Source organism: Pseudomonas sp. Pf153 (assembly GCF_001269775.1).
GTDB lineage: Bacteria > Pseudomonadota > Gammaproteobacteria > Pseudomonadales > Pseudomonadaceae > Aquipseudomonas > Aquipseudomonas uvaldensis.
Genome location: NZ_LHVL01000013.1, coordinates 205,095 through 230,702, shown reverse-complemented (window position 1 = coordinate 230,702; position 25,608 = coordinate 205,095). Strand labels below are relative to the sequence as shown.

22 protein-coding genes and 2 tRNA genes are annotated in these 25,608 nt (G+C 61.6%); 14 read left to right on the top strand and 10 right to left on the bottom strand.

Features of this window, described 5'->3' with window-relative positions:
* Positions 1 to 116 precede the first annotated feature (116 nt).
* The 3 genes from AD666_RS09950 to AD666_RS09940 all read left to right on the top strand — a co-directional run bounded on the left by AD666_RS09950 (position 117) and on the right by AD666_RS09940 (position 1,300).
* Entirely contained in the window at positions 117 to 371 is a 255-nt protein-coding gene (locus tag AD666_RS09950) for a DUF6555 family protein (protein ID WP_041022040.1), read from the top strand.
* Between the two features lie 151 nt (positions 372 to 522).
* A complete protein-coding gene (locus AD666_RS09945; protein ID WP_053150995.1) occupies positions 523 to 753 on the top strand; it encodes a hypothetical protein in 231 nt (76 codons plus the stop codon).
* A 118-nt stretch (positions 754 to 871) separates the two neighbouring features.
* Positions 872 to 1,300 (top strand): hypothetical protein, encoded by a 429-nt coding sequence (locus AD666_RS09940; protein ID WP_053150992.1) that lies wholly within the window; start codon positions 872 to 874, stop codon positions 1,298 to 1,300.
* A 10-nt stretch (positions 1,301 to 1,310) separates the two neighbouring features.
* Here the strand turns inward: AD666_RS09940 and AD666_RS09935 are convergent, their stop codons facing one another.
* Both AD666_RS09935 and AD666_RS09930 read right to left on the bottom strand, forming a co-directional pair.
* The gene (locus tag AD666_RS09935) at positions 1,311 to 1,538 is read right to left on the bottom strand and encodes a PLD nuclease N-terminal domain-containing protein (RefSeq protein WP_053150989.1); all 228 of its coding nucleotides are present in this window, start codon (positions 1,536 to 1,538) and stop codon (positions 1,311 to 1,313) included.
* A gap of 84 nt (positions 1,539 to 1,622) precedes the next feature.
* Positions 1,623 to 1,811: a hypothetical protein gene (locus AD666_RS09930; RefSeq protein WP_053150987.1), complete on the bottom strand. Its 189-nt coding sequence runs from the start codon at positions 1,809 to 1,811 to the stop codon at positions 1,623 to 1,625.
* A 284-nt stretch (positions 1,812 to 2,095) separates the two neighbouring features.
* Here AD666_RS09930 and AD666_RS09925 point away from each other — a divergent pair, with 284 nt between their 5' ends.
* A complete protein-coding gene (locus AD666_RS09925; RefSeq protein ID WP_053150983.1) occupies positions 2,096 to 2,458 on the top strand; it encodes an NUDIX hydrolase in 363 nt (120 codons plus the stop codon).
* A 67-nt stretch (positions 2,459 to 2,525) separates the two neighbouring features.
* Here AD666_RS09925 and AD666_RS09920 read toward each other — a convergent pair.
* Positions 2,526 to 2,612 (bottom strand) — tRNA-Leu (locus AD666_RS09920).
* 196 nt (positions 2,613 to 2,808) lie between these two features.
* Positions 2,809 to 2,882, bottom strand: a tRNA-Cys gene (locus AD666_RS09915).
* A gap of 351 nt (positions 2,883 to 3,233) precedes the next feature.
* Between AD666_RS09915 and AD666_RS09910 the strand changes: the two genes are divergently transcribed.
* From AD666_RS09910 to AD666_RS09865, 10 genes are all read left to right on the top strand, one after another.
* A complete protein-coding gene (locus AD666_RS09910; protein WP_053150980.1) occupies positions 3,234 to 4,043 on the top strand; it encodes an SRPBCC family protein in 810 nt (269 codons plus the stop codon).
* Positions 4,043 to 5,215 carry a zinc-dependent alcohol dehydrogenase gene (locus AD666_RS09905; protein WP_053150977.1) on the top strand — a complete coding sequence of 391 codons (1,173 nt, stop codon included), beginning with the start codon at positions 4,043 to 4,045 and terminating at the stop codon, positions 5,213 to 5,215. The genes AD666_RS09910 and AD666_RS09905 overlap by 1 nt, the downstream gene beginning before the upstream one ends.
* 153 nt (positions 5,216 to 5,368) lie before the next feature.
* Positions 5,369 to 6,604, top strand: coding sequence for an MFS transporter (locus AD666_RS09900; RefSeq protein WP_053150974.1), 1,236 nt, complete (start codon positions 5,369 to 5,371; stop codon positions 6,602 to 6,604).
* A 107-nt stretch (positions 6,605 to 6,711) separates the two neighbouring features.
* The gene (locus tag AD666_RS09895) at positions 6,712 to 7,227 is read left to right on the top strand and encodes a sigma-70 family RNA polymerase sigma factor (RefSeq protein ID WP_053150972.1); all 516 of its coding nucleotides are present in this window, start codon (positions 6,712 to 6,714) and stop codon (positions 7,225 to 7,227) included.
* A complete protein-coding gene (locus AD666_RS09890; RefSeq protein WP_053150970.1) occupies positions 7,228 to 8,193 on the top strand; it encodes a FecR domain-containing protein in 966 nt (321 codons plus the stop codon).
* Positions 8,194 to 8,280: 87 nt separating this feature from the next.
* Positions 8,281 to 10,710: a TonB-dependent receptor gene (locus AD666_RS09885; protein ID WP_053150967.1), complete on the top strand. Its 2,430-nt coding sequence runs from the start codon at positions 8,281 to 8,283 to the stop codon at positions 10,708 to 10,710.
* 30 nt (positions 10,711 to 10,740) lie between these two features.
* The gene (locus tag AD666_RS09880) at positions 10,741 to 11,919 is read left to right on the top strand and encodes an ABC transporter substrate-binding protein (protein ID WP_082339737.1); all 1,179 of its coding nucleotides are present in this window, start codon (positions 10,741 to 10,743) and stop codon (positions 11,917 to 11,919) included.
* Positions 11,916 to 12,971 carry an iron ABC transporter permease gene (locus AD666_RS09875; protein WP_053150964.1) on the top strand — a complete coding sequence of 352 codons (1,056 nt, stop codon included), beginning with the start codon at positions 11,916 to 11,918 and terminating at the stop codon, positions 12,969 to 12,971. Before AD666_RS09880 ends, AD666_RS09875 begins: the two co-directional genes overlap by 4 nt.
* Positions 12,965 to 13,720 carry an ABC transporter ATP-binding protein gene (locus AD666_RS09870; RefSeq protein ID WP_053150961.1) on the top strand — a complete coding sequence of 252 codons (756 nt, stop codon included), beginning with the start codon at positions 12,965 to 12,967 and terminating at the stop codon, positions 13,718 to 13,720. Before AD666_RS09875 ends, AD666_RS09870 begins: the two co-directional genes overlap by 7 nt.
* A gap of 102 nt (positions 13,721 to 13,822) precedes the next feature.
* The gene (locus AD666_RS09865) at positions 13,823 to 14,602 is read left to right on the top strand and encodes a TSUP family transporter (RefSeq protein WP_053150959.1); all 780 of its coding nucleotides are present in this window, start codon (positions 13,823 to 13,825) and stop codon (positions 14,600 to 14,602) included.
* Here the strand turns inward: AD666_RS09865 and nudC are convergent.
* The 6 genes from nudC to AD666_RS09835 form a co-directional block, all read right to left on the bottom strand.
* Positions 14,570 to 15,400, bottom strand: coding sequence for an NAD(+) diphosphatase (gene nudC, locus AD666_RS09860; protein WP_053150956.1), 831 nt, complete (start codon positions 15,398 to 15,400; stop codon positions 14,570 to 14,572). The genes AD666_RS09865 and nudC overlap by 33 nt on opposite strands.
* A 5-nt stretch (positions 15,401 to 15,405) precedes the next feature.
* On the bottom strand, positions 15,406 to 16,218 hold the full coding sequence (locus AD666_RS09855; protein WP_053150953.1) for a crotonase/enoyl-CoA hydratase family protein: 813 nt from the start codon (positions 16,216 to 16,218) through the stop codon (positions 15,406 to 15,408).
* Positions 16,219 to 16,381: 163 nt separating this feature from the next.
* A complete protein-coding gene (locus AD666_RS09850) occupies positions 16,382 to 17,863 on the bottom strand; it encodes an efflux transporter outer membrane subunit (protein WP_053150952.1) in 1,482 nt (493 codons plus the stop codon).
* Positions 17,860 to 20,964 carry an efflux RND transporter permease subunit gene (locus AD666_RS09845; protein WP_053150949.1) on the bottom strand — a complete coding sequence of 1,035 codons (3,105 nt, stop codon included), beginning with the start codon at positions 20,962 to 20,964 and terminating at the stop codon, positions 17,860 to 17,862. The genes AD666_RS09850 and AD666_RS09845 overlap by 4 nt, the downstream gene beginning before the upstream one ends.
* A gap of 109 nt (positions 20,965 to 21,073) precedes the next feature.
* Positions 21,074 to 24,169, bottom strand: coding sequence for an MdtB/MuxB family multidrug efflux RND transporter permease subunit (locus tag AD666_RS09840; RefSeq protein WP_053150946.1), 3,096 nt, complete (start codon positions 24,167 to 24,169; stop codon positions 21,074 to 21,076).
* Entirely contained in the window at positions 24,166 to 25,482 is a 1,317-nt protein-coding gene (locus AD666_RS09835) for an MdtA/MuxA family multidrug efflux RND transporter periplasmic adaptor subunit (RefSeq protein ID WP_053150943.1), read from the bottom strand. Before AD666_RS09835 ends, AD666_RS09840 begins: the two co-directional genes overlap by 4 nt.
* Between the last annotated feature and the right edge of the window lie 126 nt (positions 25,483 to 25,608).

Genomic DNA, 25,608 nt, shown 5'->3' with positions numbered 1-25,608 from the left:
CGGTGCGCTCCGCTTGCCGCCGCTCAATCCCGCCCTTTTCCGACCGCCTGGAAATCCGATGGAATTTTCCGGACGCCTCCGCATCCATCCGTATAGGACTAAATTAGGGAGGATTTATGGGCGGGCCATCGCTTTACATCATCGACTACATGCTCCATGGCGAACCGAAGTCATTCATCATTCGCGCCGAAGTGATGAATAACTCCGAGGCTTGGCATTGGGCCAGTTGCGACGCGGGTGTCGGGCGCATCCCCAAATTCGGGAGAGAAAAGGTCAAACGGGTCACCAAACCCCTTGCAGAGAAATATGGCATCACGGACGTGCGCTGGCGTGCGAGTGTCGCGCCGAGCTGGATCAAGGAATCCGGCTGACCCCACGAACCGGTCTGCGGCGCCCGGCTGTCCAGTCGGGCGCCGGAACCTGCGGCACAACGCCAATAACTCAACTACGCTTAATCGACAGTACGACCCGCCTGCAGCGGGCTTCGTACTGCCTGAACAACTCTGAAAACGGAGGTGCGACATGTCAGAGAAAGAGTCCATCACCACCCTGCTCACCTTGCTGGACTCGCGCCAGGCCCGATTGACGGCAGCTTGCAAGGAAATCGCCGACTGGGTCGACCATCACGGTGGCCATCCTACCGCCGTGCGCATCCGGGACCGGCTCAACGACATCGAAAAGGATGCTCCGTCGATCCAGCATGCCCTGTCATCGCTCAAGCCTGTCGAACGACCCTTGCCCAAATTTCGCTAGCGTTACGCGTCAGACACGCGTTCTCCTGAGTTCTATCCATTGAAAGCCGATGGAACGCAGCGGGTTTTTGCCCCTCGATATTGAAACAAGGGCAAAAAAACGCAAAAGGAGATTCATCATGAACGCCAAAGTCCTGCTGCTGTGGGTGGCCTGCTCGAGTCCCACCGTCGTGATGGCGCAAGGTTGCGATGTCATCACCCGCTCACAGAGCCAATCGGTGTCAGAAATCGAAACCCGTAGCTGTTATGAATACAAAGGCGTCCCCGCCGAAGCCATCGGCTGGTCGTGCAGCAACGAAAGCAAGGGAACCCTGAGCACCAGGAAAACGCCCGTCGAACGCTGCGCTGAAGGCTATGTGGCGACATGCGAGGCCAGGCTCACCCAGGAAGCCCTGGCTAACCCGCGTTCGACCAGCAAAGACACCACGGGCGGCTCGGCCAACATCCCCGACAACGCCCGAGTCACTTGGTACCACTACGGTGCCGAGCACTTGCAGCAAGCGCAAAAAGACTGCGAAACCAACGGTGGCCGCTGGCAGAACCGCTGATGCGCCTGCACTAACCTTTACTGTGCTCCGGCGACGACGGTCCTTCCTTGACGCCTCGCGGCCCGGCCACGCCCCAGATGATCAAGCCCAATACCGGCAGAATGATCAGCAAAAGGGCCCAACCGGCCTTGGTGCCGGCCGATTTGTCGCTGCGAAAGACACTGACGATCGCCCACAGATCCACGAGCAGCAAAAGCACCGCAACGGCAATCCAGAAATAGCTGGCTAACTCAGACATGGCCTAATCCTCGTGTGAAGTCTATGGATTAGGCATGGGCACTGCGGCACCGTTCAAAGAATCTGCCCTTGCTGGCACGGGCCACTAGGTAGAGCGCTCGTTTAGATAACCGACCCATTGCTCATAGGCTTCATGCTGACGCCTGACAGCCTCTTCCCAGGCCGTTCCGGTCATCTGGTGCGCGCAAATGAGGGACATCATTTCCGATGTCGCCGTCTCGAGCTCCACTAAAAGCTCATGGGACTTGATTTTGAAGTCTTCAACAGTGGTCATCTGGCCTCTCCCCACTGCCCGGGGTAACTATCCACACAACATGGATGCCGTTTTTCCCATCTGATTCATTTTAGGCGATGGCCGGTCAGCCGATGCATGTGGCCTCACAGACTCAGACGAAATGCGCCGCCGCAGCCTCATGGATCGAAATCAATGTCAGTCTTTCCCGCTTGGCCGCGGTCGTACCGCTAAGGAGCCGGAAAATCGTTGGGCATGCGAACGAGACCCGCGCCTTATATTTCAGTTATATTTCATTTTTATGACAGCCATTGCCGGACGAGCCCATGAAAATTCGAGCGACCGTCATCTGCCAAGAAAACCGCCAGATCCTGTTGGTCCGCAAACCCAACAGCCGCTGGGCGCTACCGGGCGGAGCCGTCGAGCGTGGCGAAACCCACGCCGACGCAGCGATCAGAGAGCTTGAGGAAGAAACCGGGCTCGGGGCCGAAAACCTGCTTTACCTGATGCGTATCAATGATGGCGACACTGAACATCATGTCTTCGAGGTTTCGGTCAGCGATGTCAGTGCGGCCAGACCGCAAAATGAAATCAGCGATTGTTTCTGGTGCCCGCTGGATACCCTTGCACAGGTGCAGATGAAAAAAGGCACACGTGAGATTCTGGAAGCGTTTCGGCGACGGTTGTAACGTTTTCCACCAGCAAATCGGCAAACAAAAAGGGTTGCATGAAAAACATGCAACCCTTTGTTCTAAATGGTGCCCGAAGCCGGAATCGAACCGGCACGCCCTTACGAGCGGGGGATTTTAAGTCCCATGCGTCTACCAGTTTCGCCATTCGGGCGGTAGCGCGGCCAGGCTTCGTGGCGTTGTCGGATAGCGGATCTGACAGGATCGAAGCCGGTGCAACAGAAGGGACGAAATATATACATCCCTCCCCGACGAAGCAAGGTCGCTCATGCTCTTTCGAGGCAAAAACCTTCATTGCTGCGTAAATAAAAAAGCTCTGTAAATCAAAGATCTACAGAGCTTTTTGAAAGTGGAGGCCGAAGTCGGAATCGAACCGGCGTAGGTGGATTTGCAATCCACTGCATAACCATTTTGCTATTCGGCCTCAGTACGCTTGATGTAAATGAAACCATCAACCGTGTACAAACCAGATCAGGAGAGATTCAGCTTGATTAAAGCGCTATCTCCTTGAAAACATTGAGTTTTTTTACCTCTCAATGCGTTCGATGGGCGCAATTATGTACTCATTTCCCAAAGCTGACAACCCCTTGATTTCAAAAAAAAATCGCTCGGCGCGTCGACCTCCTTTCCCCCGGTTCACTCGCACGGCAGGCGCTTCCATCACCGCCAGAACCGGGCGACACCGCCTCATCGGAAACCGTGAACGTCGATGGAACGACCGCCGTCCCACTGGTTCATTCCTTATGTCGCCTCCGGTTCTATAAGGAAAATCATCATGACCGAACGTCCACCACTGGTTGCGAGCCGGGCTGCGGTACCGAGTCCGTCGCGACCCAATCTCGACACACCTGAACGTGCAGTGTCACTGCTGGCCGGTACGTTGCTGATTGCCAACGGCCTGCGCCAAGGCGGACTCAAGGGTTGGCCGCAAGTATTGTTGGGGGCTTGTGCGGCCTGGCGTGCTTATTCGGGCACCTGCCGGGTGAAGCAGGCGCTGACCCATACGCCGTTCGAACAGGCCTTCGAGCAGGATCGAGGCTGGGACGGGAGTAAGGTGATCTCGCGCAGCGTCACCATAGGCAAGCCCAGGGAGGAAGTCTTCGCGTTCTGCCGCAACCCCGCCAACCTGGGCGCGCTGGTGCCCTGGGTCGATGAGATCGAGCAGACCGGCGAACGCACCTACCGCTGGACGGCTCATGGCCCGAAGGACAGAACCCTGCATTGCGTGCTCGAACAGCAAGAACCCAAGGAGGGTCGCAAACTGCACTGGATTGCCGGACCTGATACGCGCTTCAAACACGATATCCAGATGCATTTCAGCGACGCGCCAAGCGGCCGGGGCACGCAGATCAAAGTCATCGTTGCCTGCAAGACATCTTTCGGGGCAGCCGGGTATGCCTTGGCCGCCGCCATCTCCAAGTTCTCGGACAAGGCCCTGCTGAACCTGCTTCGCGGCATCAAGCAGCAATTGGAAACGGGTGAAGTCACCACCAACAGGATGCGTCCCCAGGGCACGGAAGATTTCCTGTTCATCCACCCGGCAACCGCCCCGTCCACTGCCCCGTCCACAGGAGGAACTGTCTGATGCGCGCATTGACCTGGCAAGGCCCCAACAAACTGCAAGTCGACACAGTCGACGATCCGACCATTCTCAATCCCCGCGACGCCATCGTGCGCGTGATGCTGTCCTCGGTCTGCGGTTCCGACCTGCATCTGCTGGGCGGTTACGTGCCGACCATGCAAGCCGGCGACATTATCGGCCACGAATTCATGGGCGAAGTGGTGGAAACCGGAGCGGCCGTCACGCAGTTCAAGAAAGGTGACCGCGTCGTCACGGTGTCGATTCTCGGTTGCGGCCAGTGCGAGCACTGCCAGCGCTCGGACTTCTCCTGCTGCGACAACTCCAACCCCAACCCCACAGCCACGGACATCGCCTACGGCCAGCCGGCGTGCGGCATCATCGGCTACAGCCACGCCTTCGGTGGTTTCGCGGGCAGCCATGCGACGTACATCCGCGTGCCGTATGCCGACGTGAACCTGTTCACGATTCCCGACGGTGTAAGCGACGAACAGGCGGTGTTTGTCTCCGATGCAGTGCCCACCGGCTACTTCGCCGCCGATAACGCCAATATTCAGCGCGGCGACACGGTGGCGGTCTGGGGCTGTGGCGGGGTCGGTCTGATGGCGATTTCCAGTGCCTACCTACTGGGAGCGGAACGGGTGATCGCCATCGACCGCTTCCCTGATCGCTTGCGCCTGGCGGAAGAAAAAGCGGCTGCCATCACACTCAACTACGAAACCACTGACGTGCATGCTGCCCTGCTGGAACTGACCGGTGGCCGTGGTCCGGATCGCTGCATCGATTGCGTCGGCATGGAAGCCCATGGCACCGAGGTCGATTACTACTACGACAAGACCAAGCAGATGATGCGCCTGCACACCGAGCGCGGAACCGTGCTGCGTCAGTCGATCCGCGCTTGCCGCAAGGGCGGCACGGTATCGGTGGTCGGGGTGTATGGCGGCCTGCTGGACAAGTTTCCGATGGGAGCGATCGTCAACAAGTCCTTGACTCTGCGCTCGGGCCAGCAGCCTGGGCAACGCTACGTGCCGAGGCTGTTCGAACATATCCGCAAAGGCGAACTCGACCCTTCCTATTTGCTGACACACCCCATGGGGCTGGAGCAATCGGTGCAGGGTTACGAAATGTTCAAGGACAAGCGCGAGAACTGTTTGCGGGCCGTATTCCGGCCCGAGTGATGCGCTACGGCATGGGCCCAGGGGTTGCCGGGCTATCGGTCAGCAGCAAGACATCCGATGCCCGGCAGGGAATATCCCGAGGTATTTTTTCCTTGCCAGGATCGACACTCTGTCGGATAAGACACAGCCTCATCCGCCTTCAAGAGTCAGTCCATGCCCCGCTCCGGTATTTCCCAGGGTTCGAGCGTCCGATTACTGGTTTACCTGTTATTCGCGATCCAGCTGGTGTCCATGGGCGCCATGGAGATGAGCGGGCCGTTCTGGCCCGTTCATCTGCGCCAGTTGACCGCTGATGACGCTGTGTTCAGCTTCGCCAGTACTGCGGTGTATGTCGGCCCGATGCTGGGCATCATTCTGACCAGTGCCTTCTGGGGCCGTATCGGCGATCGCTATGGTCATAAACTGATGATGATCCGGGCATTGGCCGGGTTGTCTCTGACTCAACTGGGTCTGGCGCTGAGCAGCGACGTCTGGGTGATCCTGATACTGCGTTTCCTGCAAGGTGCGTTCGCCGGCTATATCGCCCCAGCCCAGGCCTATGGCGTCAGCATCGAAGCGCCGTCGAGACGGGCCAGGCTGTTTGCCATCCTGCAGATATCCACCAACGTCGGCTCATTGCTGGGCGCAGTGATCGGTGGACTGATTCTGGACCATGCCTCTTTTTTCTGGATCAACATCGTTGCGTCCGCCCTGTGCGCGCTGTGCACGCTGGTGGCGGCACTGACCTTGCCGAATGTACCGCCGATCAAGAAGGCCCCCGATACCGACCGGCCATCCAGCTCCCTGCCCGTAAAACGGTCCAACCCGGCGATCATTTCGTTGCTGGGTATCATGGGACTTCTGTTGTTGGCGCGGATGCTGCCGCAGACGTCGTTTTCGCTGTACGTAAGCTCGACCTTCGAGGTGAGCAACGCGATGGTCGGGCTCTGCTACGGCTTGCTCGCCCTGGGGTTCATTCTTTGCGCCACGTCTTGGTCGCGTTACTTCGAACACCGCAACGCGACACAAACGCTGCATGCCATCACCCTGATCGTCATGGGGTGCATGGTATTGACGGCCACGGCCGGCCTGACGCGTCAGCCGCTGGTCTTTGCCCTCGCCTATTTCGTCTGGGGCCTGCTGCTGGGCGCCACCACGCCGGTGTTGACGGCGCTCGTGTCCAAGAGCACCGACAACAGCCGCCAGGGCCAGGTGCTGGGGTTGGCGCAGGGTGTGTCGCAGACGGCCTCCATCCTTGGCATTTCCCTGGGCGCGTTGCTCAGTCAGGTCTACGGCCTGCAGTACACCTATCTTTATGTTTGCGTGGCCTATGGTGCTGTCCTGATCCCCCTGGCCCTGCTGCGCCATCGACCGGCCGGGCTGGCTGCGTGCGAAGCACGAACGGATTAGAGTCCGTCCCCCAGCCCGTCCCCCTCTTCGCAAGAGGATCTTGCATGAAGCCGAGCGCCTCCACTACTATTGGGAATAATTCTCACTATCAAAAAATATAACCAGTCATGAGCGATCAAGGGTCAGCGGTCAACGATTGTCATCTGCGCACCGTCGCAGACCTCTACAGCGGTCACCATGGCTGGTTGTACAACCGTCTCTATCGAAAACTGGGTAACGCGCTGGACGCTGCGGACCTGGCGCATGACACCTTTATCCGCATTCTCGCCTCGAAGGTGGCGGTCATTGAAGAACCGCGGGCGTACCTGAGCTGCGTAGCGGGCGGCATCCTGGTCAACTGGTTCCAGCGCAAGGCACTGGAGCGCGCTTACCTCAAGGCGCTGGCGTTGCTGCCCGAGCCTGAAGCACCCTCGCCGGAACGACGCCTGCTGGTGCTGGAAACCCTGCATGAAATCGATGCCATGCTCGACAGCCTTCCAGGGCCGGTCAAGCGGGCATTTCTGCTGTCACAGATCAGCGGCCTGAAATACGACGACATCGCCAGTCAACTGGGGGTCTCGCTGATTACGGTCAAGCGCTACATGAAACAGGCCTTCCTGCACTGCCTGATGCTGGTGGATTGAATGCTGCGACGCGATAGCCATACCCTCGATTCACGCATCCTCAACGAAGCGGCCGACTGGCTGATGCGCCTGAGCGAAGGCAACGTCAACGATGCCGAACGCCATGCCTGGGAGCATTGGCGCGCCAGCAGCCCGGCGCACAGCGAGGCCTGGGCACGGGCCGAGTTGTTGCTGAGCAAATTGCAAAGCCTGCCCCCAGCCCTCGCGATGCCTGCGCTGGATCGTCCCGGCAATCCCGAGCGACGGGCCGCCATGGGCAAACTGGCCGCCCTGCTCGCCCTGGCGCCGCTGGCCTGGGGTAGCTGGAAGCTGAACGAGTGGCAACAATGGACCGCCGATTACCGTGCACCGGTGGGTGAGCGACGCGACCTGACACTCAACGACGGCACCCTTGTCACGTTGAACACCGACACAGCAATCGACGTGTACTTCGATTCACACCAGCGCCTGCTGTTGTTGCGCCGCGGCGAGATACTGATTCAGACCGCGGCGGATCCTTCTCCGGTGCCCCGCCCGTTCAAAGTGCAGACCGAGCAAGGCCGGATGCAGGCCCTCGGCACCCGGTTCAGTGTGCGTGAAGAAACCGGACATACTCGCCTCGCCGTCATGGAAGGCGCGGTGCGCATCGAATTGAAGGGCCTCGAGGAAAAAGTCGTCAGCGCGGGCCAGAGCAGCGGCTTCACCGCGTTTGCCATCGACGCCGTCAAGCCCGTCGATAAATCGGCACTGGCCTGGACCCGGGGCATGTTGATGGCGGACAACATGCGCCTGGCCGACTTCATCGACGAACTGGCCCGCTATCGCAACGGCGTGCTGCGTTGCGACCCGGCCATCGCCAACCTGCGAATCTCCGGCGCCTTCCCCATCAACGACACCCGACGCACCTTGAACATGCTCACCCAGACCTATCCCATCAACGTCACCTCCCGCCTCGGTGACTACTGGATCATGTTGGCTCCGGCGTGACCCTGAAAAAATAATCACGCGCAGGTGATACTTTTTTCGATCCTGGCTGGCTAGAGAACAAAACCCTCTGAACAGGATCATCGCACCATGCCCGTTGCCCGCCTCCTGCGCTCGGATCGCAAGCTGAATCTGGCGATTCGCAGCGCAATGCTAAGCATTGCCATTTCGACCTCAAGCCCGGTTATCTGGGCCGCGACGGGCAACACGCTGGACAACGTCGCCAGTCAGTCCTACAGCATTCAACCCGGTCCATTGGGGCCGACGCTGTCGGCCTTCGCCGTGCAGGCGGGTATCGCCTTGTCGTTCGAACCTTCGCTGACCCAAGGGCTGACCAGCCCTGGCCTGTCCGGCCAGTTCACTGCGCGCGAAGCGTTTACCCGGCTGCTGGCCGGCAGCGGCCTCGACCTGGTGGCGCGTGAAGATGGCAGCTACACCTTGCAGAAGCGCGGCGCCAACGGCGAGTTGACCCTGTCGGAAACCACCATCAACGCCAGCGAGACCCGCCCGGGGGACCTGCAGCCAGTCTACAGCGGCGGCCAGGTTGCCCGTGGCGGTCGGGTCGGCTTGCTGGGCAACAAGGATCTGATGGACACCCCGTTCAGTGTCAGCAACTACACCTCGACCTTGATGCGGGATCAGCAGGCGGTGACCGCCGCCGATGTACTGGAACGTGACTCTTCGGTGCGCTCCACCGGACAGACCGGGGGCATCGTCGACTCATTCTTCATCCGTGGCTTCCCGGTGGGCGAAGGCAACCTCGGCGAGTTGGCGTTCGACGGTGTGTATGGCGTGGCACCCAACTACCGGATATTCACCGAATATGCCGAGCGCATCGAAGTGATCAAGGGCCCGGCGGCGCTGCTGTATGGCATGTCGCCCAACAGCGGCGTCGGTGGCGTGATCAACATCGTGCCCAAACGTTCGCTGGACGAAGACCTGACCCGCGTCACCGCCAGCTACGCCATGGATACTCAGGCTGGCGGCCACGTCGATGTCAGCCGTCGCTTCGGCGAGGAGCGACGCTTCGGTGTGCGGGTCAACGGCAGTCTCCAGGGCGGCGACACAGCGATCGACAAGCAGTCCCGGGACGTCGGGATCGGTTCGATTTCCCTGGATTACCAGGGGGACAGATTCAGAACCAGCCTGGATCTGATCAGCCAGGAAGAAGAATGGGACGCGCCTTCCCGACCGTTCCAGATCGCCAGTGGCGTCGAGATACCGTCCGCCGCCAATGGACGCAGCAACGTCACCCAGGAATGGGCCAGGTCAAAGACTCGCGACAAATCCGCGCTGCTCAGCGGCGAGTACGATCTGAACGATAACCTGACGGTCTTCGGGCACGCCGGTGGCGGCAAGTCCGATGTGGCCCGGTTGTCGGACCAGACGCCCATGATCCTCAACGACGCGGGGGACACTCGCTCGACACCCGGCTATTACAAATTCGAGGTGGAGCGCTACACCGTGGACGCCGGCGCCCGGGCTCGCTTTGACACCGGTCCGGTCAGCCATAGCGCGACGGTGCAGGTCAGCCGCTATCGCGATGAACTGCGCCGAGGCATTAACTCCGGTGCCCCGGTGTTCTCGAACATCTACCACCCGGTGGAACGCGATAAGCCGTCCATTGCGTCGCCGGATGTGGCGAAAGTCTCTGACACCGAACTGTCCGGCGCAGCGTTGGCCGATACGATGTCGATTCTGGATGAACGAGTGCAGGTAACCCTTGGCCTGCGCAAGCAACGCGTCGAATCGCATAACTACAACACCACCACCGGAGCCCGCACCACGCCTTCCTACGATGAAGAAGCCACCACGCCATTGTTCGGCGCAGTGATCAAGCCTTGGGAGCATGTGTCGTTTTACTACAACTACATAGAAGGTCTGAGCAAGGGCGACATCGCGCCAAGCACGGCAAACAACGGCGATCAAATTTTCAAACCCTACATCTCCCGCCAACAGGAAGTCGGGGTCAAGGTCGATTACGGTACCTTCACCTCAACCCTGGCGCTGTTCCAGGTCAAGAAACCCAGTGGTGAACTCATCAACAATACCTTTTCGGTCGAGGGTGAACAGCGCAACCGCGGTATCGAGCTGAACCTGTTCGGCGAAGTCCGCGAAGGCACCCGCCTGTTGGGCGGTGTCACCCTGCTGGACGCTGAGCTGACCAAAAGCGGCACCGCGGCTAATCGTGGCAACAAACCGGTGGGCGTACCGGAAGTGCAGGCCAACCTCTGGGCCGAATGGGACACCCCCTGGGTCCAGGGTGTGACCCTCACGGGCGGCGCGATCTACACCGGCAGCCAATATGTCGACCAGGCCAACAGCCGGGAGCTCGACCCCTGGACCCGTTTCGATGCCGGCGCCCGCTACAGCACCGTGCTCGACGGTCGACCCACGACGTTCCGCGCCACGGTGCAGAATGTCTTCGACCGCGAATACTGGTCCGGCGTCGCTTCCTACGGCGCCTTCTCCCAAGGCGCGCCCCGTACCTTATTGCTCTCGGCCACGGTCGATTTCTGAGTGTTCCCGGTCGCCAACAAGGTTTCGTACATGCTATCCAGTACTCGAACACGCCCGTCGTTCATCGCAGGATGCCTGGGGTCCGTTGCTCTGCTGCTGAGCGGCTTTGCCTATTCCGATACGGCCCCGGACACCGTGCAAAAAACCACCGTGACCGACCTTCAAGGCCGACAAGTCCAGGTCCGCATTCCTGTCCGGCGGGTCATCCTCGGCGAAGGCCGCCAACTGTATCTCGTGGCGGCCCTGGACACCGACAATCCGCTCCGGCGCATCGTCGGTTGGCGCAAGGACATGATCCAGTCCGATCCGGACACCTACGGTGCCTATCTGCGTCACTATCCGGCCATTGCCCAAATCCCGACCTTCGGTGGTTTCGAGGACGGCACGTTCGACATCGAGCAAGCGATCAGCCAGCAACCGGACGTGATCATCCTCAACGTAGAAGCCCAGCACGCGACCGAGGATGCGCGCTACATCGAGAAGCTCGACGCCCTCGGCATCCCCGTGGTGTATGTGGACTTTCGCAACAACCCGATGCAGAACACCGAACCGACCATGCGTCTGTTCGGCCAGTTGTTCGGTGAAGAAGCCCGAGCCGAAGCGTTCATCGCCTTTCGCAATCAGCAGATTCGCCGGGTCACCGATGTGCTAGAGGCCAGGCAGCCGCCCAGGCCCAAGGTGTTCATCGAGCGCATCGGCGGCTATACCGAAGACTGCTGCCTGAGCTTTGGCAATGAGAATTTCGGTCGCTTCGTCGAGCTGGCCGGCGGCCGCAACATCGCCAGCGCCATTATTCCCAACACCTTCGGCCAGTTGAACCCGGAACAGGTGATCGTTGCCGACCCGGAGCAAGTCGTGATCACCAGTGCCAACTGGGAAGCTTTCGCCCCCGGTGGACATTGGGTGGGAGTCGGTCCCGGGGCCGATCTGGCCGAGGCCCGGCGCAAACTCCAGTGGTATACCCGACGCCCCGCCTACGCAGGTATCAAGGCCCAGCAGACCCAGGGCTTTCACGCGATCTGGCATCAGTTCTATAACAGCCCCTACCAGTTCATCGCCATCCAACAGTTGGCCAAGTGGCTGCATCCGGATCTGTTCGCCGACCTGGACCCCGATGCGACGTTTCGGGAATTCCATGAACGCTTCCTGCCGTTGCCCTACGAGCCCGGTTACTTCGTCAGCCTCAAACCCGCGCAGGCCCAGCCATGAATGGTCGTGTCGAGGTCTCCCTGGGTACGATCTATCGACAGCAAGTCTGGCGAAAGCGGCTGATGCTGGCGGCGCTGACGGTGTTGCTGCTGTTCAGCGTGTTGCTGGACCTGGCCCTTGGCCCAGCCAGCTACGGCCTGGAAGAAGTACTCACAGCGCTCTTTACACCCGACGCCGCCGCGCCTCAGGTACGCGTGGTGATGTGGGACATCCGCCTGCCGGTGGCCCTGATGGCCGTTGCGGTAGGCGCCGCCCTTTCCCTGGCCGGCGCGCAGATGCAGACGATCCTCAACAACCCGCTGGCGAGTCCTTTCACCCTGGGACTCTCCGCCGCGGCCAGTTTCGGCGCTGCCCTGGGGCTTGCGTTCGGCGTGGCGCTGGTGCCCGTGATCGCTCAATACATGGTGCCGCTCAATGCGTTCTTGATGGCGATGCTCTCGGCTCTGTTGATTCATGTACTGAGCCTTCGCAGAGGCATGACCAGTGAAACCATCGTGCTGCTGGGCATTGCCCTGGTTTTCACCTTCAATGCATTGCTGGCGCTGGTTCAATTCTTCGCGACCGAGCAAGCCGTGGCTGCCGTGGTGTTCTGGACAATGGGCAGCCTGACCAAGGCCACCTGGCCGAAACTGGGTGTGACCTGCCTGGTCATTCTGGTCACGCTTCCCCTGTTCGCTCGCCGCGCCTGGGCCATGACCGCCCTGCGACTGGGGGATGACAAGGCCGCGAGCTTCGGTATCAACGTGCGCAGGCTGCGTTGGCAGACGCTGGTCATGGTCAGCCTGCTGGCGTCCTTTCCCGTGGCCTTTGTCGGCACCATCGGCTTCATCGGCCTGGTGGGCCCCCACATCGCCCGGATGCTGATCGGTGAAGACCAACGGTTTTTCCTGCCGGCCTCGCTGCTGACCGGCGCCCTGATCCTGTCGGCCAGTTCGGTGGTGAGCAAGACCCTGATACCTGGGGCGATCTTTCCCATCGGCGTGGTCACCTCCCTGATCGGCGTGCCGTTTTTCATCTCACTCATCCTTGGCGGGAAGAAGCAGTCATGGTGACCCTTCAATTGGAGCATCTGGGCGCCGGGTATGGCGGCCGATCGATCCTCGACAATGTCAACACGCCCTTATTTTGCGCCGGAGAAGTGGTCGCCGTCATCGGGCCCAACGCCGCCGGCAAATCCACGCTGTTCAAACGCATCGCCGGTCTTGTCCCGGGACCCGGCCGGGTTCGCCTGGAAGGTTCCACCAAAGGCCAGGCGGGCATCTGCTACATGCCCCAAAACCTCAACGCCAACGCTCGGTTGACGGTCTACGAATCAGTGCTGCTGGCCCGCAAGCAACAGGCTCCCGGCTGGGTCGTGCAAGCGAACGAACTGCAGGTGGTGGATCGCATCCTCGAATCCCTGGGTATCAGCGACCTGTCGTTCCGTAACCTCGGCGAACTCAGCGGCGGTCAGCAACAACTGGTGTCCATTGCCCAGACGCTGGTGCGCGAGCCCGAGGTCCTGCTGATGGACGAGCCCACCAGTGCCCTGGACATGCACCGCCAGGTCCAGGTCCTGACGTTCATGCGCAGCCTCGCCCGTCAGCACGGGATGATCGTGTTCATCGCCCTTCATGACCTGAACCAGGCGCTGCGCTTCGCCGACCAGGTATTGGTCATCGCCCGAGGCACCTTGCAAGGCAGCGGCCCGAGCGAAGAGGTGATTACCGAGCAGATGTTGCGCAACATCTACCGGGTCGAGGCAAGGATCGAACAGTGTTCCAGAGGGGAGCGGCACGTGATTGTCGACAGCGTGGTCTGAGCCATCGGGCCCGAGCGCTCCGGCAGTCGCGGCCCACCGCCATTGCAGGTAACATACCGGCCTTCCCCGCAGCCTCTGCGACCTGCCCAATAAGCTCATTCCATGCCTTTTGAACTCAGCGTCGACCTCACTACCCTCGCCATCCTTGCCATTGTCGCGTTCATTGCCGGCTTCATCGACGCCATCGCCGGGGGCGGTGGCCTGTTGACCACGCCCGCCCTGCTGACCGCCGGACTGCCGCCGCATCTGGTGCTGGGGACCAACAAACTCAGCTCGACGTTCGGCTCGGCCACGGCCAGCTTCACGTTCTACCGACGCAAGCTGTTCCATCCAAGGCAATGGACCCATGCGCTCGTCGGCACATTGGTCGGCGCCCTGACCGGCGCCATCGTCGCCCATTACCTGCCTGCCGAATGGCTGAACAAGATGTTGCCGGTGATCGTCTTCGCCTGCGGCCTGTACCTGTTGTTCGGCGGCACGCCCAAGGCACCGCTGGACAGCGACGCGCCGATCAAGAAAACCTGGCAATCATCCCAAGGCTTCAGCCTGGGCTTCTACGATGGCGTCGCGGGGCCCGGCACTGGCGCGTTCTGGACCGTCAGCAGCCTGCTGCTCTACCCCATCGACCTGGTCAAGGCCAGCGGCGTGGCTCGCAGCATGAACTTCGTCAGCAACATCGCGGCGCTGGCGGTGTTCATCTTTTCCGGGCAAGTGGACTGGATCATTGGCCTGAGCATGGGCCTGTCGGTCATGGTTGGCGCATTCTTCGGGGCTCGCACCGCCATCAGCGGCGGCGCGAAGTTCATCCGGCCGGTGTTCATCACCGTAGTGCTGGGCCTGACCGTGCGCCTAGCCTGGCAGCACTGGTTCAGCGTGGCCTAGACGCCGCGCCACGTAGAGGTCGATCAGGTAACGGGCAATCGAGCGCGAAGCCGGCAACGGCGGCAGGTCGTGGATGCTGAACCATCGGGCATCCTCGATTTCTTCTTCCTGGCACACGATTTCACCGCCGGCATATTCGGCATGGAAACCCAGCATCATCGAATGAGGGAACGGCCAGCATTGGCTGCCCACGTACTGGATGTTCTTCACCTCGATGCTGACTTCCTCCCGCACCTCCCGGATCAGGCAATCCTCGGCCGACTCGCCCGGCTCGGCAAACCCCGCCAGGGTGCTGTAGATACCGGTGACGAAGCGCGGCGAACGGGCCAGCAGGACCTCATCGCCCCGGGTGATCAGCACGATCATGCTCGGCGACAATCGCGGGTAATGCCGCAGGTCGCAGACGTCGCAATACATTGCCCGCTCCAAGGGAATCTGGACCATGCGCTTGCCGCAACTGCCGCAGAAACGGTGTTCCCTAGCCCAGGTGCCGATCTGCGCCGCATAGCCCAGCACCTTGTAGAGCGTGTGGTCATCCTCCAGCATAAAGGCCCGCAGGCCTTTCCAGTTGCAACCGGGAATATCCAGGGGGCTGTGTAGCTCCAGCAGGTAGACCGGCTCGCCGTCCAGGTGGCCGATGCCGTGCTCGGCGAGCACCGAGAGGTCCTGGCGCTTGAGCCATTCGCGCGGAAACAGCGGGCCGTTGTCGTCGAACAAAAAGCCTTCCGGGCTGCGGGCCACGGCCCAGCCGCCCGCCAGATCGGTATCGAGTACTGCGGTGCTCCAGCGTGGAATCATGATGGTCAATCCAGAAATTCGGGTTTCTGTTTGCTCATATGGGCGGCCATGGCCACGCGCAGGTCGGTCGATTGCAACATGGCGGCGTTCCAGGTGGCGACGTATTCCAACCCGTCGTCGATGCGGTGATCGCGCATGTAGCTGATCATTTCCTTGGTGCCGGTCACGGCAATCGGCGACTTGGCGGCGATGTCCCGGGCGATACCCATGACGCCGTCGAGCAGGCTGGCGGTGTCTGCATAGACGCGATTGACCAGGCCGATGCTGCGTGCTTCGTCGGCACCGAACGTACGCCCCGTATAAGCGAGTTCACGCAGCATGCCGTCCCCGATGATCCGGGGCAAGCGTTGCAATGTGCCAACATCGGCCGCCATGCCGATATCGATCTCCTTGATGGAGAACTGGGCATCCTCGGCGGCATAGCGCATGTCGCAGGCGGAGATCAGGTCGATGGCCCCGCCCAGGCAGTAACCCTGGACCGCGGCGAGCACCGGTTTGCGGCAATTGTCCACCGCATTGAACGAGGCTTGCAGTTGCAGGATCTTGCGCCGCAGCACGCGCGCGTTGCGTCCCACATCCTTGCCCAGTTCATTGGCCACGCCGGCCAACATCATCAGGTCGATGCCCGAGGAAAAATGTTTGCCGGCCCCGCTCAATACCACCACCCGCACTTCATCGGTGTCGTCGACCCATTGGAAAATCTCGATGATCTCGCTCCAGAACGCCGCGTTCATCGCATTGATCTTGTCCGGGCGATTGATCTGCACATGGGCGATGTTGTCCGCGAGTTCGACGTTGAACGCTTGGTATTGCGACATGGCAGTGATCCTTTACCGGCTGGGAAGAGGCCTGAACTATAGCAAGGCATTACGACAGGTCGTAGACAGTGCATCGGCCAAAAACGGGACCTGGCCGCCAGGCAACCCAAGGAGAATCTTGTGGCGAGGGGATAAATCACCTCGCCACAAGACCCTGTTCAGATCAGGGTTGTTCCTGTGCCTGTAACTGCCCATCCCAACCCCCACCCAACGCGGCGATCAGTTGCACGCTGGCGATCAGCCGGCTCTGTTGCAGGCTCAGCACACTGCGCTCGTTGCTCAAGGCAGTGGCCTGGACCGTGACCACGTCCAGGTAGGCAATGAGCCCGGCCTTGTACTGGTTCTGGGTCAGGCGCAAGGATTCGCGGGCGGCGTCGAGGGCTTCCTGGCGCACGCGGGCTTCGTCTTCCAGCACCTTGAGTTGGATCATGTAGTTTTCCACCTCGCGGAACCCGTCGAGCACGGTCTGGCGATAGGTGGCGACGGTCTGGTCATAGGCCGCGACGGTGCGGTCGACCTCCGCCGAGCGCTGTCCGCCGTCGAACAGGGTCATCGCCAGTTGCGGGCCCACTGACCAGAAGCGATTCGGCACACTGATCCAGTTATCGTAGGTACTGCTGCTATAGCCCCCGCTCAGGCTCAGCGTCAGGTCCGGGTAATACGCCGCCTTGGCCACGCCGATGTTGGCGTTCGCGGCCATGACCGAGCGCTCGGCCGAGGCAATGTCCGGGCGGCGCTCGAGCAATTGCGACGGCAGTGCCACCGGAATCTGCGGCAACGCCGGGATGTCCCGGGTTTCGGCCAGGTTGAATTCAGCCGGCGGCAAGCCCATCAGCACAGCAATGGCGTTTTCGAATTGGGCACGCTGCCAGATCAAGTCGATCAGGTCGCCCTGGGTGGTTTTGAGCTGATTCTGGGCCTGGGCCACCGCATCCTTGCCCGATACACCGGCACGGTACTGGTTCTCGGTCATTTTCAGCGAACGCTGGTAGTTTTCCAGCGTGGCTTGCAGCAAGCGCTTTTGCTCATCGATCACCCGCAATTGCAGGTAGTTCTGCACCAGTTCCGACTGCTGGCTCAGGCGCATCGCGGCCAGATCAGCGTAACTGGCCTGGGCACTGGCTTCGTTGGCCTCCAGGGTACGGCGCAGCTTGCCCCAGACGTCTGCTTCCCAGCTCACCCCGGCCTGGGCGCTGTAGGTATCGCGGATACCGCTGGCCGAGCTGCTCAGGCTCGAACTGCTGCTGCCGGTGCCCTGGCTGGAGCGGTTCTTGCCGACGGTCAGGTCCACCGTCGGGAAGAAGGCACCACGGGCACTGCGCGCCAGGGCCTGGGCCTGGCGGTACTGGGCTTCGGCCTGGGCCACGGTCTGGTTGGAAGTGTTGAGCTTTTCCACCAACTCATTGAGTTGCTTGTCACCGTACAGCTCCCACCAGGCACCACGGGCCAGTGCGTCGCTGGGGTTGGCCTGGCGCCAGCCCTGGGCCTCTTTGTATTGCGCCGGCTCCGCAGCAGCTGGGCGCTGGTAGTCCGGGCCGATGGCGCAGGCGCTGAGCATCGCCACGCACAGCGCCAGGCTCAACGCCCGGGAGCCCCGGGCGGTCGCCAGCGGTGCGACAAGGTTGAAAAGCGAACGGTCGGTCATAGCGGAGTTTCCAGGGCAGCATCGGTACGCACGCCACGCCAGCGGTTGAAACGATGGCGCAGCTTGTCGAGATAGAGGTAAACCACCGGCGTGGTGTAGAGGGTCAGGACTTGGCTGAACACCAGCCCGCCAATAATGGTCAGGCCCAACGGCTGGCGCATTTCCGAGCCCTCGGCGCCGCCGATCAGCAAGGGCAAGGCACCGAGAATCGCCGCCAGGGTGGTCATCAGGATCGGCCGCAAGCGCAGCAGGCAGGCACTGCGAATCGACTCCTGCGGCGCCAGCCCGCCACGCTCCAGTTGCAGCGCCAGGTCGATCATCAGGATCGCGTTCTTCTTCACCACGCCAATCAACAGGAACAACCCCAACAGGGAAATCAGGCTGAACTCCTCGCCCAGCACATAGATCGAGAGCAGTGCACCGACACCGGCCGACGGCAAGGTGGACAGGATCGTCAGCGGATGAATGTAGCTCTCGTACAGCACCCCCAGCACCAGGTACACCGCCAGCAGCGCTCCAAGGATCATGAGCGGCTGGCCCTTCTGGGTGGCCGCGAACGCATCGGCGGTACCGGCCATCTTCGCGATGACGTCTTCCGGCATGCCGAGCCTGGCGATGGCCCGTTCGATGGCCGCCGTGCCCTGCTCCACCGTCACGCCTTCGGCCATGTCGAAGGAAATCCCCTCGGACGCGAACTGGCCCTCATGGCTGACCCGATCGGCTTCCAGGCTGTTCTCATAATGGGCAATGGTCGACAGGGGCACCCGTGCGCCATCGGCGGTGATCACCTGGACCTGCTCGAGGGTGTTCGGGTCCTGGGCATACTTGGGATTGACCTCCATCACCACCTGATACTGGTTCAGGCTGTCGTAGATGGTGGAAATCTGCCGCTGGCTGTAGGCGTTGTTCAGCACGGTGGTAACCATTGCCATGTCGATGCCCAGGCGCTTGGCCTGGTCACGATCCACCACCAGCGTCACCTGCTGGGCACCGCCGCCGTCCCGGGCATCGATGGCGGTCAGTTCCGGCAAGGCCCTGAACGCCGCCACGACCTTGGGATACCACTCACGCAGAGACGCCAGGTCGGCGCTTTGCAGGATGTAGGAATATTGCGAAGTCGTCTGTTCGCGGCCGCCACCGAACTGCAAATCCTGGTCGGCCATCAGCATCAACTGGGCACCAGGGACCTTGGGCATTTCCTTGCGCAGGCGCTCGATGACTTTCTGGGCAGAAATAGACCGCTCCTTGATCGGTTTCAGACGCACCAGCATGAAGGCGTTGTTAGTGCCGTTGTTGCCGCCGATGAAGCCGGCCACGCTCTGCACCGCGTCGTCCTTGAGCACAGCGCGCCGGAAGACTTCCATCTTCGGCTGCATCACGCTGAACGACAGCCCGTCGTCACCACGCACGAAACCGATCAATTGGCCAGTGTCCTGCTGCGGCATGAAGGTCTTCGGTACCACCACGTACAGTGCGATGTTCACGCCGACGGTCACCAACAGACTCAGCAACGTCAGGCGACGATGGCGCAGTACCCAGTCCAGGCTGGTGGCATAGCCGCTGACCATCCAGTCGTTGAGACGCCGGCTGGTGCGTTGCAAGCGGTTTTCCTGCCCTGGCTCATGGGGCTTGAGCCAGCGGGCACAAAGCATCGGCGTAAGGGTCAGGGAGACCACCAGCGAGACTACGATGGCCGCCGCCAGGGTGATGGAAAACTCCCGGAACAGGCTCTCGACGATACCGCCCATGAACAGGATCGACAGGAACACCGCCACCAGCGAGGCATTCATCGACAACAGGGTGAAACCCACTTCTTTCGCGCCGAGGTACGCCGCCTGCATGGGTGGCACCCCTTCGTCGATGTGCCGGGAGATGTTCTCCAGTACGACGATGGCGTCGTCCACCACCAGGCCGGTGGCAAGTATCAGCGCCATCAACGACAGGTTGTTCAGCGAGAAGCCGTAGAGGTACATCACCGCAAAGGTGCCCACCAGCGACACCGGCACCGCCAGGGTCGGGATCAGCGAGGCGCGAAAGTTGCCGAGAAACAGGAACACCACCAGCACCACCAGGGCCACGGCGATCAACAGGGTCATCTCCGCTTCGTGCAAGGTGGCCTTGATCACTGGAGAACGGTCCATGGCCAGGTTCAGCTTGACGCTGGCCGGCAATACGGCCTGCAACGCCGGCAGTTGCGCCTTGATCTCGTTGACCGTCTCGATGATGTTGGCCCCCGCCTGGCGGTTGATCACCAACAGCACGGCGGCATCGTTATTGAAGAAGCCGCTGTTGTAGCGGTCCTCGACACCGTCAGTGACTTTCGCCACGTCCTTGAGCCTCAACACCGAGCCGTCCTGGTAACGGATGACCAGGGTTTCGTAGTCCTTGGCCTTTTCCAGCTGGTCGTTGGCCTGGATCTGCCACATGCGCTGATCATCTTCGACCGACCCTTTGGGCCTGCGCACGTTGCTGTCGGCGATGGCCTTGCGCACGTCGTCCAGTGCCACGCCGTACTGGTTGAGCAACTGCGGCTCCAGTTCGATCCGCACCGCCGGCAGGGAACTGCCACCGATCTGCACCTCTCCGACCCCCGACACCTGGGACAGGCTCTGGGACAGGATGGTGGACGCCAGGTCGTAGAGCTGGCCCTTCTCCAGGACATCGGATGTCAGCGACAGCACCATGACCGGCGCCTGGGACGGGTTGACCTTCTTGTAGGTCGGCATACTGCGCATGCCGCTGGGCAGCAGGTTGCGCGAGGCATTGATCGCCGCTTGAACTTCCCTGGCCGCACCGTTGATATCGCGGTCCAGGTCGAATTGCAGGATCACCCGGGTGGAACCCTGGCTGGAGCGGCTGCTCATGGTATTGACCCCGGCGATGGCGCCGAAGGATCGTTCAAGCGGCGTTGCCACTGTCGAAGCCATCACCTCCGGACTGGCACCCGGCAAGTTGGCCTGGACCACGATCACCGGGAAATCCATCTGCGGCAATGGCGAAACCGGCAGCAGGCCGAAGCTCATGCCGCCGAGCAGCATGATCGCCAGACTCAGGAGCATGGTCGCCACCGGACGGCGGATGAAGGGCCCGGAAAGGTTCATGGGCGATAGCTCCAAGCTTCGAGCGGCAAGCGGCAAGCTAAAAGCGAGCGCTGTACCTTCTCTTCTCTTGAAGTTTGTAGCTCACCGCTTGAAGCTGCGCTCGCCGCCGTCATACCGCCACCTCTTTTACGTCAGGCTTGGCGAATCTGCGCCCCAACCGATCAAAGGCCAGGTAGATAACAGGCGTCGTGAAGAGCGTCAGCACCTGGCTGACCAACAGCCCCCCCACCATCACCAGGCCCAGGGGCTGGCGCAACTCCGCGCCGGAGCCGGTGGCGAGCATCAGCGGCACCGCGCCGAACAGGGCCGCCAGGGTCGTCATCAGGATCGGCCGGAAGCGCAGCAACGCGGCCTGGTAGATGGCTGTCTGCGGGTCCACGCCCTGGTTGCGCTCCGCGTCGAGGGCAAAGTCGATCATCATGATCGCGTTCTTCTTGACGATGCCAATCAGCAGGATGATGCCGATGATCGCGATCATGCCCAGGTCATTACCGCTGAGGATCAACGCCAGCAAGGCACCGATGGCCGCCGACGGCAAGGTGGAAAGAATCGTGATCGGGTGGATGTAGCTCTCATAGAGCACGCCCAGCACAATGTACATGGTCACCACCGCCGCCAGGATCAGCAGCAAGGTGCTCGACAGCGACGCCTGGAACGCCTGGGCCGCGCCCTGGAACTCGGTCTGTACGCCCACCGGCATGCCGATGTCCTGCTGAACCTTTTCGATCACGTCCACGGCATGCCCCAGGGCCACGCCCGGGGCGAGGTTGAACGACATCATCACCGCCGGAAACTGGCCGATGTGGGCAATCGCCAACTGTGCCTGACGCTCCTCGACCCGCGCCAGGCTCGACAGGCGCACCTGTCCACCTTCCGTGGTCTTGACGTGGATCTGGTCCAGCGCCTGTGGCCCGATCCGCTCCCCTGCCTGGGCCTGCAAGACCACGCGGTACTGGCTGGCCTGGGTGTAGATGGTGGAAATCTGCCGCTGGCCGAATGCGTCATACAGGGCATCGGTGATATTCGACACCGACACCCCCAGGCGCGAGGCGGCGTCGCGGTCGATCACCAGATAGACCTGCAAACCCTTGTCCTGCAAATCGCTGGTGACATCGGTCAGCTCCGGCTGGCCGGCCAGGGCCTCTGCGAGCCGACCGCTCCAGAGGGTGAGCAGTTCGGCGTCCGGCGACGACAGGCTGAACTGGTACTGGGTACGACTGACCCGGTCTTCGATCGTCAGGTCCTGCACCGGTTGCATGAACAGGCGAATACCCACCAGGTGATCCAGTTGCGGCTGCAGGCGGGCAATGATCTGGCTGGCGCTGTCGTCCCGTTCGCTGTGGGGCTTGAGGTTGATCAGCATGCGACCGCTGTTGAGCGTGGCGTTGTCACCGTCCACGCCAATGTACGAGGACAGGCTCTGCACTGCCGGATCGGCGAGGATGACTTTTGCCAGTTGCTGCTGGCGCTCGCTCATGGCAGCAAAGGAAATCGACTGCGGCGCCTCGGAAATGCCCTGGATCACGCCGGTATCCTGCACCGGGAAGAAACCCTTGGGCACGACCAGGTACAGCACCACCGTCAAGACGAGACTGCCCACCGCCACCAGCAAGGTCAGGGGCTGATGTTTGAGGACCCACTGCAACTTTCGGCCATAGGCGGCGATCAGCCAGTCGATCCAGGCACCACTGGCTCGATAGAAACGGCCCTGTTGTTGCTCCTTGGGCTCACGCTTGAGCAAGCGTGCACACATCATCGGCGTGAGGGTCAGGGACACCACCAGGGAAATCAGGATCGCCACCGCCAGGGTGATGGCGAACTCCCGGAACAACCGCCCCACCACGTCGGCCATGAACAGCAGCGGGATCAGCACCGCGATCAGCGACAGCGTCAGGGACACCAGAGTGAAACCGATTTGCTTCGCGCCCTTGAGCGCAGCCTGCAAGGGACTGTCGCCCTCTTCGATGTAGCGGGCGATGTTCTCCAGCATGACGATGGCATCGTCCACCACGAAACCGGTGGCGATGGTCAGGGCCATCAGCGTCAGGTTGTTGATGGAGAATCCGGCCAGGTACATCACCCCGAAAGTACCGATCAGCGACAGCGGCACGGCCACGGATGGGATGATGGTCGCGCTGAAACGGCGCAGGAACAGGAACGTCACCATGACCACCAGGGCGATGGCAATCAGCAACTCATGCTGTACGTCGGTGACCGAGGCGCGGATGGTCTGGGTGCGGTCGGTCAGCACGGTGACGTCCAGCCCGGCCGGCAGGTTGTCGGTGATGCTGGGCAACAGGGCCTTGATCCGGTCCACCACTTCGATGACGTTGGCCCCCGGCTGGCGCTGGATGTTCAGCAACACCGCCTGGTTTTCGTTGGCCCAGGCCGCAAGGCGCTCGTTTTCGGCACCGTCGACGATCTGTGCCACGTCCTTGAGCCGCAACGGCGCCCCGTTGGCGTAGGCCAGGATCAGTTCGGCGTAGTCCTTGGGCGAGGTCAACTGGTCATTGGCATCGAGCATCGAAACCCGCGTCGGCCCGTCGAAGTTGCCCTTGGGCTGATTGACGTTGGAGGCACCGATCAGGGTGCGCACATCCGCCAGGTTCAGGCCGTTGGCCGCCAGGGCTTCGGGATTGACCTTGATCCGCACGGCCTGGCGCTGGCCACCGGCGATGGTGACCATGCCCACGCCGTTGATCTGGGCGATCTTCTGCGCCATGCGCGTGTCCACCAGGTCATTGAGCTTGGGCAGCAGCATGGTCTTGGAGGTAATCGCCAGGGTCAGCACCGGGGTATCCGCCGGGTTGACCTTGTTGTACACCGGCGGTGCCGGCAGATCGTCGGGCAGCAGGTTGGTCGCCGCGTTGATCGCCGCCTGAACCTGCTGCTCGGCGACGTCCATGTTGGTCTCGAGGTTGAAGCGCAGGGTAATCACCGATGCACCACCGGAGCTGGTGGAAGCCATCTGCGTCAGGCCCGGCATCTGCCCGAACTGACGCTCCAGAGGCGCGGTCACGGCGCTGGTCATCACGTCGGGGCTGGCGCCCGGGTACAGGGTCATCACCCGGATGGTCGGATAATCGACCTGGGGCAATGCCGACACCGGCAGCAGTCGATAGGCGATCAGGCCGGCCAGGACGATGGCCAGCATGCTCAGGGTAGTGGCGACAGGACGAAGGATGAACAGCCGCGAAAGGTTCATGCGGCGCCCTTTTTCGCCTTGTCGGCGGCCGCCGGCTCAGCCGGGGCTGCGGCAGGCTTGCCCTGCAGGTGCTCGGTCGGCGTGGTCGGCACGTCCTGGCTGTCGTTGACCACCTCCACTTCGCTGCCCTCCTTCAGACGGTCAGTGCCTTCGAGCACCACCCGGTCGCCGGCGGCCAGCCCCTCGGTGACCACAGTGTTCTCACCGTCGCTGGGGCCGGTCTTCAACGGTTTGATGGTGACTTTCCGGTCGCCATCCAAGGCATAGACGAAGGTGCCATTGGTGCCGAATTGAATGGCCGCGGTCGGCGCCAGGACCACGCCCTTGAGGGTGTCGGCCAACAGGCGGACGTTGACGAACTGGTTGGGAAACAGCGATTGCTCGCGGTTATCGTAGCGGGCCTTGAATTTCAGGGTGCCGGTGGTGATGTCGATCTGGTTGTCCAGGCTCTGCAGCACGCCGCTGGCCTGGAGCTTCGCATCGCCACGGTCCCAGGCCTCGACAGGCAGCTTCGCCCCGCCGCGGTAACGGGCGAGCACGGTATCGAGACTGTTTTCCGGCAGGGTGAAGACAACGCTGATGGGTTGGGTCTGGGTAATGACCGCCAGGGCTGTGGTGTCGTTGGCCGCCACCAGGTTGCCGACGTCCAGCTGCCGCAGGCCGACGCGGCCGGAAATCGGTGCGCGGATCTTGGTGAATTCAAGGTTGAGCCTGGCGTCGTTGACCGCGGCTTGATTGGTCTTGACAGTGCCCTGGTATTGGCCCACCAACGCGGCGGCGGTATCCAGCGTCTGCTTGGCGATGCTGTCTTCGGCATACAGCCCGCGATAGCGTTCGAGATCGACCAGGGCGTTCTTCAACTGTGCCTGGTTCTGCAACAGCGTGCCTTCGGCCTGGAGCAAGGCATTCTGGTACGGACGCGGATCGATTTCGGCCAGCAGGTCCCCGGCTTTGACCATCTGCCCTTCTTCAAAGGCGATCCTGACCAGTTCACCGCCCACCCGGCTGCGCACGTTGATGGTATTGAGGGCCGTGACCGTGCCCAGCGCCTTGTAGTACAGCGGGAAGTCACCCGTGACTGCCGGCGCCACCCGGACCGGCACCGGCCCCGTGGCCCCTCCGAAGCCAGGACGCATGCTGCCTGAACGCCCCGCGTTCCCCTGCGCGGCTTTCTGCCCCGCCCCTTGTTTGGGATCCGTGCCGGCGGGCCAGAATTTCCAGGCCAGCACCGCCACGACCAATACGATGAACAGGCTGAACAGCCAGCGGCGGGAATTGCGGGGAGCAGAGGATTGCATGGAATGATCGACCATTGGACGCGTGGGCTTCTTTTACAGGAGGCTGAACGATAAGCACTGGCAGGGATTTAGCAAAGCGCCTTTACCGGCAATTTACCTTGGGTTTACGTATCGCTTTGTGACGCCAAACTCTTGAAGTAC

Excerpts from the sequence above, each read along its gene's own strand:
- AD666_RS09910 (WP_053150980.1), top strand. The coding sequence starts at position 3,234 with ATGACCGAACGTCCACCACTGGTTGCGAGCCGGGCTGCGGTACCGAGT.
- AD666_RS09870 (WP_053150961.1), top strand. The coding sequence starts at position 12,965 with ATGGTGACCCTTCAATTGGAGCATCTGGGCGCCGGGTATGGCGGCCGA.
- AD666_RS09880 (WP_082339737.1), top strand. The coding sequence starts at position 10,741 with ATGCTATCCAGTACTCGAACACGCCCGTCGTTCATCGCAGGATGCCTG.
- AD666_RS09950 (WP_041022040.1), top strand. The coding sequence starts at position 117 with ATGGGCGGGCCATCGCTTTACATCATCGACTACATGCTCCATGGCGAA.
- AD666_RS09905 (WP_053150977.1), top strand. The coding sequence starts at position 4,043 with ATGCGCGCATTGACCTGGCAAGGCCCCAACAAACTGCAAGTCGACACA.
- AD666_RS09835 (WP_053150943.1), bottom strand. The coding sequence starts at position 25,482 with ATGGTCGATCATTCCATGCAATCCTCTGCTCCCCGCAATTCCCGCCGC.
- AD666_RS09890 (WP_053150970.1), top strand. The coding sequence starts at position 7,228 with ATGCTGCGACGCGATAGCCATACCCTCGATTCACGCATCCTCAACGAA.
- AD666_RS09840 (WP_053150946.1), bottom strand. The coding sequence starts at position 24,169 with ATGAACCTTTCGCGGCTGTTCATCCTTCGTCCTGTCGCCACTACCCTG.
- AD666_RS09885 (WP_053150967.1), top strand. The coding sequence starts at position 8,281 with ATGCCCGTTGCCCGCCTCCTGCGCTCGGATCGCAAGCTGAATCTGGCG.
- AD666_RS09935 (WP_053150989.1), bottom strand. The coding sequence starts at position 1,538 with ATGTCTGAGTTAGCCAGCTATTTCTGGATTGCCGTTGCGGTGCTTTTG.
- AD666_RS09945 (WP_053150995.1), top strand. The coding sequence starts at position 523 with ATGTCAGAGAAAGAGTCCATCACCACCCTGCTCACCTTGCTGGACTCG.
- AD666_RS09875 (WP_053150964.1), top strand. The coding sequence starts at position 11,916 with ATGAATGGTCGTGTCGAGGTCTCCCTGGGTACGATCTATCGACAGCAA.
- AD666_RS09850 (WP_053150952.1), bottom strand. The coding sequence starts at position 17,863 with ATGACCGACCGTTCGCTTTTCAACCTTGTCGCACCGCTGGCGACCGCC.
- AD666_RS09900 (WP_053150974.1), top strand. The coding sequence starts at position 5,369 with ATGCCCCGCTCCGGTATTTCCCAGGGTTCGAGCGTCCGATTACTGGTT.
- nudC (WP_053150956.1), bottom strand. The coding sequence starts at position 15,400 with ATGATTCCACGCTGGAGCACCGCAGTACTCGATACCGATCTGGCGGGC.
- AD666_RS09895 (WP_053150972.1), top strand. The coding sequence starts at position 6,712 with ATGAGCGATCAAGGGTCAGCGGTCAACGATTGTCATCTGCGCACCGTC.
- AD666_RS09865 (WP_053150959.1), top strand. The coding sequence starts at position 13,823 with ATGCCTTTTGAACTCAGCGTCGACCTCACTACCCTCGCCATCCTTGCC.
- AD666_RS09845 (WP_053150949.1), bottom strand. The coding sequence starts at position 20,964 with ATGAACCTTTCCGGGCCCTTCATCCGCCGTCCGGTGGCGACCATGCTC.
- AD666_RS09855 (WP_053150953.1), bottom strand. The coding sequence starts at position 16,218 with ATGTCGCAATACCAAGCGTTCAACGTCGAACTCGCGGACAACATCGCC.
- AD666_RS09940 (WP_053150992.1), top strand. The coding sequence starts at position 872 with ATGAACGCCAAAGTCCTGCTGCTGTGGGTGGCCTGCTCGAGTCCCACC.
- AD666_RS09925 (WP_053150983.1), top strand. The coding sequence starts at position 2,096 with ATGAAAATTCGAGCGACCGTCATCTGCCAAGAAAACCGCCAGATCCTG.
- AD666_RS09930 (WP_053150987.1), bottom strand. The coding sequence starts at position 1,811 with ATGACCACTGTTGAAGACTTCAAAATCAAGTCCCATGAGCTTTTAGTG.